Genomic DNA, 13,712 nt, shown 5'->3' with positions numbered 1-13,712 from the left:
GAATATCAACACGGAGATTGAAAATGGCGTGGCTGAAAAAAACGCTGGTGACAATAATAGTGCTCATTTTCGTGCTGACAGGCATCGGGTTTCTGTTACCTTCAGATTATCATGTCGAACGCAAAATCATGATCAATGCCGCGGCTGAAGATATTTATCCCAATGTAGTTAATTTAAAAGCATGGCCCCAGTGGGCAGTGTGGTTTATGCGTGACCCGGCGATGCAGGTTTCGTTCAGCGGCCCTGACCGCGCCATCGGTATGCAAACGGCCTGGCTCAGTGAAACTCAGGGCGACGGTGAGATGGAGATTACCGGTTTGCAACATAACCGTGCGATGACCTACCGACTCTATTTTCCTGAGTACGAAATGGGGTCGACCGGTGAATTCACACTGGAGTCTGTTGAAGGAGGTACACTGGTTACCTGGAGCGACAGCGGGGATATGGGCATGAACTTGGTAAACAGGTATATGGGATTGATGATGGATGGCATAATCGGACCTGACTTTGAACTGGGGCTCGAAAACCTGAAAACCGTTGTGGAAAATCAGAGTTAGTCCAAAGACCTGAGTAGATAAACTGATCCGACAACCGGAAGAATGACGCACATGGCGGTCATTACATGCGATATAGTGAATGTTACGACCGCCACGGAGTCTTACTGCGTTGTACCCGAAAAATAAAATCTTCGTCATCGCCTCACTGGCTGCTAACAAACTGGCGGATTTGCTGATATCCGCTAAAACAACGCTGCCTGCATTACTTTTGTCATTGTCTGCGCCTGTATGGATGATTAGCTGGCTGGTGCCTGTGAGAGAATCCGGTGCTTTACTTCCACAGGCATTTATCGGTGTTTTACTGCGGCGTTATCCTGCAAGGCATCAGGTATGGCGTGCCGGCATGATTGTGCAGGCGCTTTCAGTGACCGCAATGCTACTCAGTGCGCTGTATCTCGAAGGCGTTGTGGCCGGTTCGGTGGTACTGGGCAGCCTGATACTGTTGAGCCTTGGACGGGCTGCCTGCTCACTAACGATGAAAGACATCCAGGCGGACGTCGCTGATAAAGGAGAGCGGGGCGATTTACTGGGGATAGCTTCCACTGTGTCCGGTGTACTGACACTTTGCCTTGCTGTACCGCTAATTTATTTCAAATCAGCGCTGGGACAAACCGTTGTTCTGATGATTATTGCACTGGCTCTTGCCGGGTTTGTCGCAGCGTTGTTTATTCTGTTACCGGTGAAAACCCGGGTCAGTGTCGGAAACGAGCAACAGGACAGCTCCGGTTACTCTTTTTCTCAGTTTGATGCTGTGGTGTACCGCTTCATCGCAGTCAGAGGCCTCTTTGTACATTCAGCGCTGGTCGCACCGTTTTTTATGCTGGAAGGCGACGCTGACAGTCAGTCGCTGTTACCGTTTTATCTGGCTGCTCAGGCCGCTGCAACCATGCTGTCCTCGCTGATTTGGGGCAGGGTGGCAGATAAGAGTGCCAGACTCACCCTTCAACTGGCAGGAATACTGGCTGTCCTTGCCTGTGCTGGTCTGCTCATGTTCAGCATTGACAGTCTGTGGTGGCCAGCCGGCTTATTTTTTCTGTTATCCGTTGCCCACACCGGCGTGCGTACAGGCCGGAAAACCTACAGTTTGGATGTGAAGGAGGGGCAGCAACGCACGGAACTGGTGGCCTTCTCGAATACCGCTATTGGTATTATATTGCTGCTATTCGGGGCCACTTATGCTGCACTGGGAGAAGTCCTGCCCTTCAGTGTTGTTTATATTATGGCCGGCTTTCTGATTGCCGGTGTGGTGATGACACTGATTTTACCGCAGGAAAAAGCGCCGGACTGAGTCAAAGCGCCGGCTCATCAGAATGTAGTGCTGCTGCAACTTTGCTTTGGGCTTTTCTGTTGATGATAAGGCTTACAGCCCGACTTGCTTTCAGTAATGCGGTCATATCGACGCCGGTATCAATGCCCATGCCATTGAGCATATACAGCACGTCTTCTGTAGCAACATTGCCGCTGGCGCCTTTGGCGTAGGGACATCCCCCCAGCCCCGCTACGGCACTGTCAATGATACTGACACCCTGTTGCAGAGCCACGAGTATGTTTGCCAGAGCCTGTCCGTAAGTGTCGTGAAAGTGCACTGCCAGTTGTGGTAGCGGTACTACCTCTTTAACTGCTTCCAGCATTGCTGCTGTTGCCAGCGGCGTACCGGTTCCGATGGTATCGCCAAGGGATATCTCATCACATCCCATGGCGATGAGTGCTGAAGCCAGCCGCGCGGTGGCAGCAGGGGCAATGTACCCTTCATAGGGACAACCCAGTACACAGGATATATAGCCCCGGACTTTCAACCCCTTTGCCTTCGCTTTGCTGACAACCGGTTCAAATCTGGCAAGACTTTCATCAATGCTACAGTTGATGTTTTTTTGTGAGAAGGATTCTGATGCTGAACCAAAAACAGCTACTTCTTTTACATTTGCCGCCAGCGCCCCATCCAGCCCCTTTTCGTTGGGTGTCAGCGCACTGTAGGTGACGCCGTTAACTTCAGGCAGTCCGGCAAACACCGCGGCGGTGTCTGCCATTTGCGGAACCCAGCGTGGGGAAACAAAGCTGCCAGCTTCAAGGCGTGTTAGTCCGGCCGCAGTGAGCATACCAAGCAACGCTATTTTCTGTTCAGTGGTCACCGGTGCGGACTCATTCTGCAGCCCGTCTCTTATTCCCACCTCAACCAGCGTTACCTTGCGGGGGAGTTCATTCTTCATCAGGCGTAAACTCCAGCAAGACACTGCCGCCGTTAATCATGGTACCCGGAGAGCAGAAAAGCGTTTCCAGCGTGCCATCGCAGGGCGCTTTGATACTGTGCTCCATTTTCATTGCTTCCATGATGACCAGAACGGTATCTTTTTTTACTTTAGTGCCGGTTTCAACAGGGCAGGCGACAATCGTGCCGTTCATCGGTGCAGTAAAGGTGTTTTCAGTGCCGCTTCCTTCATCAGAGCCTGTATCCGGTTGGATCTCATTAAAAATCAGGCTGCCTTGTTGCGTGAAGAGCGTACGGGTTTCTCCGTTCTCTGAAACGCGGATGGTTTGTAGATGATCGTTAATTTTTAACTGGAACGTGTCATTCAGCCATTTACCGTTTGCACGCAGTGCGTTGCCATCAATGGTAATCAGCCAGTCGTCGCTTTCCTGTTGAGGCCATCGGATGTCCACCGTGAAGTTGTCCGTTCCGGCAACAGCCAGTTGCACTGTTTTCCGAAATGCTCCGTTCATCCGCCATGTTGAGGGTGTTTCCCAAGGGGATGTAACGGCAGTCTCTTCCCGTGGCAACACGCAGATCAGTGCCATCATTGCCAATTGTTCGTCACTTACTTTTTTGCTTTGCTGCAACGACGCAGTGTGTTTGTCGATGAAAGTGGTTGTTAAGTTTGCTGCGATAAACTCCGGGTGAGTGGCCAGCCTGTGCAGATAATCTACATTGGTGGTTACTCCCGCAATATGATATTGCCGTAAAGCTGTCGCCAGACGTCTGAGTGCCCGTTCCCGGTTTTCATCCCACACAATCAATTTTGCGATCATCGGGTCGTAAAACACGGAAACTTCATCACCGCACCGGACACCGGTATCCACCCTGACATAACGGGAGGGTTGCGGCGGAGTATGATCTTTGAGGATGCCGGTTTCCGGTAAAAAGCCGTTATCCGGATCTTCAGCGTAGAGACGGGCTTCAAAAGCATGGCCGTTTATCGTAAGTTCCTGCTGTTTTTTCGGCAGTACTTCACCCTGTGCGACCTTGATTTGCCATTCCACCAGATCTTCACCGGTGATCATTTCCGTCACAGGATGCTCAACCTGTAAACGGGTATTCATCTCCATGAAATAAAAACTCTCATCTTCATCAAGGAGAAACTCCACTGTGCCGGCACCTTCATAGGCAATGGCTCTCGCCGCCTGCAGTGCCGCTTCACCCATCTGAGTGCGCAGCGCTTCCGTCATATCGGGAGCAGGGGCTTCTTCAATGATTTTTTGATGACGGCGCTGTAAGGAACAGTCACGCTCAAACAGATAAACACCATTGCCGTGCTGATCGCAAAACACCTGGAACTCCACATGACGGGGGCGGGTGAGGTATTTTTCCACCAGCATAATATCGTCACTGAAGCTGGCCATAGCCTCCCGTCTGGCAGCACTCAGAGCGTCAGCGAATTCTTCATCTTTCCAGACCTGTCGCATGCCCTTACCGCCACCACCGGCTGCGGCTTTCAATAATACCGGATAGCCCATTTCTCTGGCAGCCTGAAGTAGTACTGCATCCGCCTGGTCATCACCGTGATAGCCCGGGACAAGCGGAACACCGGCTTTTTCCATAATGGATTTGGCCGCTGATTTTGAACCCATCGCACGGATGGCCTCAGGCGGCGGACCAACGAAAATAATATTGTTGGCACGGCAGCTTTCGGCAAATGCTGCGTTTTCAGATAAAAAGCCGTAACCGGGATGGATGGCATCTGCACCGGTTTTCAGTGCAGTATCAATAATGACATCACCACGAAGGTAACTGTCTTTTGACGGGGCTTCGCCTATTTTTACCGCTTCATCAGCCAACGCCACATGCATGGCGTTCTCGTCGGCAGAGGAATAAACCGCCACCGTTGCTATGCCAAGTTTCTTAGCCGAGCGGATAACACGGCAGGCAATTTCACCGCGATTCGCAATCAGAAGTTTATTAATCATTACTGCTCTCCTGCCACTGCGCCGGGCGCTTTTCCAAAAAGGCGGTTAACCCTTCCTGACCTTCATCAGATACGCGGATATCCGCGATTTCCTGACTGGTTTCCTGCATCAGGTTTTCGTCTACAGGGCGGAATGCCACATTGCGCACCAGTGCTTTAGCTCTGGCCATGGCCACGGGACCATTTTTAAGCAATAGAGAAACGAGAGTTTCTACCGTGTCATCCAGTTCGTCTTCGGTGACCACTTCACTGAGCAGGCCCAGTCGTCTGGCACGGCGGGCTGAAAATACTTCTGCGGTCTGGAAATAACGGCGGCATACACGGGCACCCATCGCTTCAATGACATAAGGGCTGATGGTGGCAGGTATAAGACCAATCCGGACCTCACTTAAGCAAAACTTGCTGAGTTTGGTGCCCACGGCCATGTCACAACAGGCAATCAGACCTATTGCGCCACCGAAGGCTGCACCCTGAACTCTGGCGATAACCGGTTTTGGCAAGGTATTCAGTTTGTTAAGCAGAGTGGCAAGGGCGAAAGCATCCTGCTGATTTTCCTCTACAGAATAACCGGCCATTTTTTTCATCCAGCCGGCATCTGCACCGGCACTGAAAGACTTACCTTCAGCCTGCAGGATCAAAACACGAACGCGATTGTCCTGAGCGGCGGTATCTAAGTAATGAGATAACGCTGCAATAATGGTGTCATCAAACGCATTGTGCTTTTCCGGCCGGTTCAGTGTAATGCTGGCAACGCCGCGCTCATCAATATGGTACGTTACGAAATCGGTTACAGGTTCCATGATCCGGACTCCTTACATGCGGAACACGCCGAAGCGTGTTTCTTCAACGGGTTTATTCAGTGCGACTTTCAAACTCATTCCCAGCACTTTACGGGTATCGGCGGGATCAATCACACCGTCATCCCACAGGCGCGCGGAAGCATAGTAGGGGTGTCCCTGCTTTTCATAAGTATCGATAACCGGTTGCTTGAAGGCCTGCTCTTCATCGTCAGTCCAGCTTTCGTTATTACTTTCTTTCTGGTCACGTTTCACCTGCGCCAGAACGCCTGCAGCCTGTTCACCGCCCATCACTGATATGCGGGCATTCGGCCACATAAATAAAAATCGCGGATCATAAGCGCGTCCACACATGCCATAATTGCCAGCGCCGAACGAGCCACCAATGAGAACCGTGATTTTCGGCACTTTGGCGCATGCCACTGCGGTGACCATTTTCGCCCCGTGTTTAGCAATGCCGCCAGCTTCGTATTGTTTACCCACCATGAAACCGGTGATGTTCTGCAGGAAAATAAGCGGAGTCTTGCGTGTTGCGCATAACTGCACAAAGTGCGCGCCTTTCAGCGCACTTTCGCCGAACAGAATGCCATTATTGGCGACAATACCTACTTCCATACCGAAAATGCTGGCAAAGCCGCAAACCAGTGTTGTGCCGTAGAGGGGTTTGAATTCATCAAACTCAGAGCCGTCTGTGATCCTGGCTATTATCTCTCTGACATCATAGGTTTTCCGCGAGCCTTCCGGCACGATGCCGTAGATGTCTGATGCCGGATAGCGTGGCTCTTCCCAGTTTTGTTCTGCCACCTGATACCGGTTCTGCCGGTTCAGTCTACCGACAGCATTGCGTGCCAGCTCCAGTGCATGATGATCGTTATTAGCGAGCTGGTCGGCAACGCCTGAAGTACGGGTATGCACATCGCCGCCGCCCAGTTCTTCAGCACTGACCACTTCACCGGTTGCTGCTTTTACCAGCGGAGGACCGCCGAGAAAAATGGTGCCCTGTTCGCGTACAATAATACTTTCATCGGCCATGGCCGGTACGTACGCACCACCGGCGGTACAGGAGCCCATTACCACAGCGATTTGCGGAATATTTTGCGCTGACATATTGGCCTGATTAAAGAAAATCCGGCCAAAGTGTTCGCGGTCGGGAAATACTTCATCCTGACGGGGCAGGTTAGCGCCACCGGAATCTACCAGATAAATACAGGGCAAATGATTTTCTTCCGCGATGGTTTGCGCCCGTAAGTGTTTTTTGACTGTGAGCGGGTAATAGGTACCGCCCTTCACAGTGGCATCATTGGCAACAATCATGCACTCCAGGCCGGCCACGCGCCCAATCCCGGCGACTACGCCGGCGCAGGGTACGTAATCGTCGTACACTTCCCAGGCTGCAAACTGTCCGATTTCAAGAAACGGAGAGCCTTCATCCAGAAGAACGTTTATTCGTTCACGGGCCAGTAGTTTCCCCCTGGCATGGTGTTTCTCCACGGCTTTTTCGCCGCCGCCCTGAGAAATCTGAGCGACTTTGGCTTTAAGATCGTCTGTCAGACGGCGCATACAGGCGGCATTATCTTTAAATTCTGCCGTTGCAGAATTCACAGTAGAACGCAGAACGGGCATAACCCCTCCTTACTTATTCAGATTCTTTGAACAGTTCGCGGCCGATGAGCATCCGGCGGATTTCAGAGGTACCTGCGCCTATCTCATAAAGTTTCGCGTCGCGGAGTAAACGTCCCGTAGGGTACTCATTGATATAGCCGTTGCCACCCAGCAACTGGATGGCGTCCAGCGCCATACGGGTAGCCAGTTCCGCCGAGTACAAAATGGCACCTGCAGCATCTTTTCGTGTGGTTTCCCCGCGATCGCAGGATTTTGCAACGGTGTACACATAGGCCCTCGCGGCATTCATCTGCGTGTACATATCGGCAATTTTGCCCTGTACAAGCTGAAATTCACCGATAGACTGACCAAACTGCTTCCGGTCATGAATATAGGGTACGACGATGTCCATACAAGCCTGCATGATACCCAGCGGACCACCGGACAGCACAAGGCGCTCATAGTCCAGTCCGCTCATTAAAATACGGACGCCTTCGCCTTCTTTGCCCATCAGATTTTCTGCCGGCACTTCACAGTCTTCAAACACCAGTTCGCAGGTATCGGAAGAGCGCATACCCAGCTTGTCGAGTTTTTGTGCACGGCTGAATCCCGGGAAATCACGCTCAACAATGAACGCTGAAATGCCCTTGGGGCCGGCCTGTGTGTCAGTCTTTGCATAGATAACAAAGGTATGGGCATCAGGACCATTTGTGATCCACATTTTATTGCCGTTGAGGATGTACTTGTCGCCTCGCTTTTCGGCCTTCAGCTTCATGGAAACCACATCAGAACCGGCGCCGGGTTCACTCATCGCCAGCGCCCCGATGTGCTCGCCGCTCACCAGAGCCGGCAAGTATTTTTCTTTCTGTGCCCCGGAGCCGTTACGGAAAATCTGGTTTACGCATAAATTCGAGTGTGCCCCGTAACTTAAACCAATTCCGGCTGAAGCGCGGCTGATTTCTTCCATGGCGACAGTGTGTGCAAGATACCCCATGTTGGCACCGCCATAACTTTCATCCACCGTGACACCCAGTAACCCCATGTCACCAAATTTTGTCCATAACTGATTGGGAAAACAGCTTACTTCATCCGCTTCTGTCGCCAGCGGTGCAATCTCCTGCTGAGCAAACTGATGCACATGTTCTCTGAGCATGTCGATTTCTTCGCCCAGACCAAAATTTAATGTGGGGTAGGGTGTTATCATCTGTCGTGTCCTCGTTTTAATTCTGCCAGCTCTTCACGGCAGCGTGCTTCAACTTCATCAAGTTCACCCATCAGCATCTGAATGTCTTCGAGTTGCTGACGAAGTACCGCACGCTTTTGTTCCGTCATGCTGAGCATCGTTTCCAGCTGTATGGCTGAATCCGGATTTGTGTCGTAAAGTTCGAAAAGGTTGTTCACTTCCGCCAGCGAGAAGCCCAACCTCTTACCACGTAAAATTAGCTTTAACCTCACCCTGTCTTTGTTATTGTAGATGCGGTTCTGTCCGGTTCTTGAAGGTGTAATAAGTCCTTGTTCTTCATAGAAACGGATGGATCGGGGTGTTATATCAAACTCCTTTGCCAGTTCTCCGATGGTAAAAGTTTGCTCTTCTTTGCTGTTTGTCATGACTGCGCCTTGTCGGTGTCGTTAACCTGTATGACCGGCCCGTAACAGGCATGACGACTGAGAAACTGTCTTAATACAGGTTTACGTTAACGTAAATTGTAGTTAACGTTAAGGTAAAGTAATAAAATTGTGACGTCAATAAGTGCAAAGTTTCTGTTACGATTTCCGGTGATATATGATGTGCTGAATATAATTTGTGCAGTACCTGAACTTCCTAAAATAAGTGAGGCAATACAACTATGAGCAATGAAGCGGTAGTAATTGTGGCAGCAAAACGTACCCCTATGGGTGGATTCAATGGCAGTTTGTCTTCTGTGCCATCGACGGAGCTGGGTGCTGAAGCGATCAAGTCAATTTGTACAGATGTGGATTTGAGTCAGATTGATGAAGTCATTATGGGCTGTGTATTACCTGCCGGTCTGGGTCAGGCGCCGGCCAGACAAGCTGCATTGAAAGCAGGGCTGCCTTTGTCTGCCGGTGCAATTACCCTCAATAAAGTGTGCGGATCCGGACTCAAAGCCGTGATGCTGGCCCACGACCTGATCAAAGCCGGCAGCGCAGAAGTCGTCGTAGCCGGTGGCATGGAAAGTATGAGTAATGCACCGTACCTGTTGCCAAAAGCTCGCACAGGTTACCGTATGGGGCATGGTCAGGTACTTGATCATATGATGCTGGACGGACTTGAGAATGCCTACGATGGCAAAGCCATGGGGTGCTTTGCGCAGGATACCGCTGACAGTGAAGGACTGACCCGTGGTCAGATGGATGAATACGCGTTAACTTCACTTTCCCGCGCGAACGAAGCTATCAACACCGGTGCGTTTGCTAATGAAATTTCTGCTATTACCATTTCTACCCGCAAGGGTGATGTGGTGGTTGATACTGACGAAGGACCGGGTTCTGCCCGTCCTGATAAGATTCCGTCATTGCGCCCTGCATTCAAAAAAGACGGTACGGTAACAGCAGCAAACTCCAGCTCGATTTCCGATGGTGCTGCAGCCCTGCTGGTGATGTCTGAATCTAAAGCCGCGTCACTTGGCCTGACGCCACTGGCCAAAGTGGTGGCGCACGCTACCAATGCCATTGAACCTGAAAACTTCACTGTTGCTCCAGTAGGTGCAATGGAAAAAGTGCTCGACAAGGCCGGTTGGTCTAAAGAAGACGTCGATCTTTGGGAAATCAATGAAGCGTTTGCCATGGTAACCATGCTGGCCATTCAAAAGCTGGGTCTGGATGCAGAGAAGGTGAACATTAATGGTGGTGCCTGTGCGTTAGGTCACCCTATTGGTGCATCCGGTGCCCGTATTCTGGTGACGCTTATCCACGCACTGGCTAACAAAGGAGCGAAGAAAGGTATTGCTTCTTTATGTATCGGTGGTGGCGAAGGTGTAGCCCTTGCCGTTGAAATGTGCTGATGGTTGCGTACCTTAGTTACTGAATATAAAGGCAGTGCACTCATGTACTGCCTTTTTTTATCTCTATGATTTGATTAATAAATAACCTTTTAAGCGTCAAGAAAATTTACAAATTAGCAACAGGTTATATATTCCTGCTTGATATATCTTATAAAGATCAGGAAGATAGGATACGTGGTGTGAATTTTGTATAAATATCAGACCTCCGATGACATGGAAGAAGTAAATAAACATCGGGGAATAATAATAAATGCAGTAAATCCAGAAAGCGGGTTCCACGTTTGTAAATGCGTCAACGCAGATTCAGGCAGGAATAATTCCCGATGCGGTAAAACTGATGTTTTATCTTCTGAAGGAAGCCGCAAAACAAAAAAAGTGTCAATGGGAGACGCAATAAATGACATTTAAGAAAAAACTATTGGGAACAATGGTTTCTATGGCTGTTACGGCGGGTATGACTACCACAGTAACTGCTCAGCAGATTCCAGCCCAGGACCTGACGAAGTTTTCTGTTTCAGGAAACCAAGCTAATGTCAAAAAGGGTTCCGGTGTTTACATCATCCAGATGAAGCAGGCACCAGGTATCACCTACGCAGAGGAAATCGGGGAGCTCATCCCAAATAAACAACACGTCGCATCGAGGGGTAACCAATACGCCTCAGACACCAAACAAATCCGCAATTACACCAGCAAATTAAAACGCAACCAGCGTGCCGCAGCAGCCGCCGTGGGTAACGTTAAAATCATCCATAACTATGTTCACAGCTTTAACGGATTTTCAGCAAAGTTAACGCCTGCCCAGGCAAAAGCATTACGCGCTAATCCTGAAGTCGCCAGCGTCTGGGAAGACCAGATGGTGAAAGTAGACACGGCTAATACTCCTGAGTTCCTCGGCCTTACCGGCGCGGGTGGACAGCATACTCTGGGTATTAAAGGTGAAGATGTGATTGTCGGTATTCTTGACACGGGTATCACACCTGAAAACCCGAGTTTTGCTGATGACGGCTCTTACTCCGATCCGGCTGACATCGGTTGGCAGGGTGCCTGTGATACCGGTGAAGAAGCACAGGCAGGCACATTTGCCTGTAACAACAAACTTATCGGTGCACGTTTCTTCCCTGAGACTTTCCAGTCTGTTTATGACATTCAAACAGAGTTAGGTGAGTTTATGTCTCCCCGTGACGCAGACGGTCACGGTAGCCACACAGCCAGCACTGCTGCCGGTAACGAAGGCGTATCTGCTGTAATGAACGGCACTGAAATTGGCGTAATGTCCGGTATCGCGCCGCGTGCCCGTGTTGCCATGTATAAAGTGTGCTGGAACTCTGACTACGTTAACCCGCAAGGCGGTGACGAAGCCGGCTGTTTCTACGGCGATAGTATGGCTGCAATTGAACAGGCTATTGTTGATGGTGTGGATGTACTCAACTATTCCATCGGTGGCAGTCTTACTGACCTGACCGTGCCTTCTACTGCAGCCATGTTACGTGCGGCACAGGCTGGTGTATTTGTTTCAGTTTCAGCCGGTAACTCTGGCCCTGCAGCATCTACCACCGGCACACCTGCTCCCTGGGTAACCACAGTGGGCGCCTCGACTTATGACGGTACAACTGTTGTAAATGGTCTTGAAGTCACCCAGTTCGATGAAACCAGTACGGTTGCATTTACCGAAGGTTCAATCACAAAACCACTGAGTGAAACAGGTCCTGTGACCGGTTCACTGGTTGTAGCTGAACCACTGCTGGCCTGTTTTGACGGTGCAGCATCTACGCCACTTGATAACGCTGCTGATATTTCAGGAAACATTGCGTTAATTCAGCGTGGTTCCTGTGCATTCTCGCAAAAAGTTAGCCGTGCACTGGATTCAGGTGCGACTGCTGTCGTGGTCTATGACAATGGCGGCGGTGTGACCGTAATGGGCGGCGATTTTGTCGGCGGCATCCCTGGCGGTATGGTTACTGAAGCTGTGGGCAGCATGCTGAACTCTTCAGCGGTTGAAGGCGGCAATGTGACCGTGACAATGAGTGCCGGTACCTACGTTGAACAAGAGGAAACAGGCAATATCATGGCTGATTTCTCAAGCCGTGGCCCGAATGCCTCTACACTGGATGTTATTAAGCCGGATATCACAGCCCCGGGTGTTCGCATCCTGGCTGCAACCACTGACACGCCAATGTTCGGCGAGCAGGGTAAGCAAGTGGCTTACTTAAGCGGTACGTCAATGTCTTCCCCGCACATTGCCGGTATGGCAGCGCTGCTTATCGATCAGCATCCTGACTGGACTCCTGCTCAGGTTAAATCTGCACTTATGACTACTGCTTATCAGGATGTCACCAAAGAAGACGGCAGCACACCGGCTGATCCGTTTGATTTTGGTGCTGGTCATGCTGCACCGGTTTCTGCTATGGAACCCGGCTTAACCTTTGATGCTTCTTTCTTCGATTACATGGGCTTTATGTGTGGTCTGGACGAAGAATCATTTGTTATCAGCGAGTCAGGTTATGATTGTGCCACTTATGAGGCCAATTACTTCCCGACTGACCCAAGCCAACTGAACTATCCGTCAATTGCTATCGGTGAATTGTCCGGTGCTGAAACTATCTACCGTTACGTTTCTGACGTAACTGGTGCAGACAGCACTTACACCATTTCAATTGAAGGTCTGGATTCACTGGATGTTTCTGTTCAGGGCTATAACAGCGACCTTACGCCGGTTCAGGGCGGTGTGGTAGAAGTTGCAGCAAACGGCACCTCAGCATTCGCACTGACAGTAGCGAAAACAGAAGAAACTGTTCTTGATGAATGGATCTTCGGTGCAGTGGTACTTGAGGGTGATAACGGTAAAGTTGTTCGCAGCCCGGTAGCAATTATGCCGGCAGCGGATGAGAACATTTCTGCACCTGAGAGCGTTTCTGTAGGTCTGAACTCCCGTGGCCGTGGTTTCTTCTCAGTGGGAATGAACTATACCGGTCGTGCAAGTATCGACTACGCAAGTCTGGTTGCACCTGAAGTAGTTACAAGCACCGTTGAGCAAGACCCTGACAGCTCGTTCGCATTCAACGAAGACGGTTTGTCTACTACCTTGTTCCACATCCCTGAAGGGACCACCATGGCCCGTTTCAGCTTACGTGACGAACTGGTAGAACAAAGCGGTACTGACCTTGACCTTTACGTTTACCGCTGTGAAGGCTGGTTATGTTCAGAAGTTGGTGTGTCTGCATTCGGTGGTTCTGATGAAGATGTTGTTCTGATGAATCCTGAGCCGGCAGCTAATGTTGGCGTTGGTGATGTCTATATCGTTTGGGTTCACGGTTGGGATCTGAATGGCGCAACGGAAACTGACTTCCAGATGCCTGTATGGGTAGCCGGTGGTAAAGACAGCAGCAGCCGTTTCAGCATGTCATCCCGTGCGGTTGACGGACGCCTTAATGACGTTCGTATCATTACCCGCGGTCTTGCGTCTGGCGTACCTTACATGGGTACCGTGACGTTCTTCGATGGTGATGGCCAGGAACAGGGCACCACAATCGTTGAAGCTGTAAAACAATAATCAGA

General features: G+C 50.6%; 10 protein-coding genes. 4 read left to right on the top strand and 6 right to left on the bottom strand.

The window, feature by feature from the left end; translation table 11 throughout:
• Window positions 1-23: 23 nt before the first annotated feature.
• Both ACXAG2_RS01230 and ACXAG2_RS01225 read left to right on the top strand, forming a co-directional pair.
• On the top strand, window positions 24-557 hold the full coding sequence (locus ACXAG2_RS01230) for an SRPBCC family protein (RefSeq protein ID WP_474863983.1): 534 nt from the start codon (window positions 24-26) through the stop codon (window positions 555-557).
• 109 nt (window positions 558-666) lie between these two features.
• Window positions 667-1,845: an MFS transporter gene (locus ACXAG2_RS01225; protein WP_474863982.1), complete on the top strand. Its 1,179-nt coding sequence runs from the start codon at window positions 667-669 to the stop codon at window positions 1,843-1,845.
• Window position 1,846: 1 nt separating this feature from the next.
• Here the strand turns inward: ACXAG2_RS01225 and ACXAG2_RS01220 are convergent, their stop codons facing one another.
• From ACXAG2_RS01220 to ACXAG2_RS01195, 6 genes are read right to left on the bottom strand one after another with little or no spacing between them, the layout of a single operon-like run.
• Window positions 1,847-2,764 carry a hydroxymethylglutaryl-CoA lyase gene (locus tag ACXAG2_RS01220; RefSeq protein WP_474863980.1) on the bottom strand — a complete coding sequence of 306 codons (918 nt, stop codon included), beginning with the start codon at window positions 2,762-2,764 and terminating at the stop codon, window positions 1,847-1,849.
• Window positions 2,754-4,736, bottom strand: coding sequence for an acetyl/propionyl/methylcrotonyl-CoA carboxylase subunit alpha (locus tag ACXAG2_RS01215; protein ID WP_474863978.1), 1,983 nt, complete (start codon window positions 4,734-4,736; stop codon window positions 2,754-2,756). Before ACXAG2_RS01215 ends, ACXAG2_RS01220 begins: the two co-directional genes overlap by 11 nt.
• Window positions 4,729-5,535, bottom strand: a complete 807-nt coding sequence (locus tag ACXAG2_RS01210) for an enoyl-CoA hydratase/isomerase family protein (protein WP_474863976.1) — start codon at window positions 5,533-5,535, stop codon at window positions 4,729-4,731. Before ACXAG2_RS01210 ends, ACXAG2_RS01215 begins: the two co-directional genes overlap by 8 nt.
• 12 nt (window positions 5,536-5,547) lie before the next feature.
• Window positions 5,548-7,155, bottom strand: coding sequence for a carboxyl transferase domain-containing protein (locus ACXAG2_RS01205; RefSeq protein WP_474863975.1), 1,608 nt, complete (start codon window positions 7,153-7,155; stop codon window positions 5,548-5,550).
• 13 nt (window positions 7,156-7,168) lie between these two features.
• Entirely contained in the window at window positions 7,169-8,338 is a 1,170-nt protein-coding gene (locus ACXAG2_RS01200; protein ID WP_474863973.1) for an isovaleryl-CoA dehydrogenase, read from the bottom strand.
• Window positions 8,335-8,742: a MerR family transcriptional regulator gene (locus tag ACXAG2_RS01195; protein WP_119501562.1), complete on the bottom strand. Its 408-nt coding sequence runs from the start codon at window positions 8,740-8,742 to the stop codon at window positions 8,335-8,337. The genes ACXAG2_RS01200 and ACXAG2_RS01195 overlap by 4 nt, the downstream gene beginning before the upstream one ends.
• A 239-nt stretch (window positions 8,743-8,981) precedes the next feature.
• Between ACXAG2_RS01195 and ACXAG2_RS01190 the strand changes: the two genes are divergently transcribed.
• Window positions 8,982-10,157, top strand: a complete 1,176-nt coding sequence (locus ACXAG2_RS01190; protein ID WP_474863972.1) for a thiolase family protein — start codon at window positions 8,982-8,984, stop codon at window positions 10,155-10,157.
• Window positions 10,158-10,554: 397 nt separating this feature from the next.
• Window positions 10,555-13,707 carry a S8 family serine peptidase gene (locus ACXAG2_RS01185; protein ID WP_474863970.1) on the top strand — a complete coding sequence of 1,051 codons (3,153 nt, stop codon included), beginning with the start codon at window positions 10,555-10,557 and terminating at the stop codon, window positions 13,705-13,707.
• The last annotated feature ends 5 nt before the right edge of the window (window positions 13,708-13,712 follow it).

This window comes from Alteromonas sp. ABH4_456 (genome assembly GCF_056160645.1).
The sequence above is the reverse complement of the archived record's forward strand: the minus strand, read 5'-3'. Positions and strand labels throughout refer to the sequence as shown.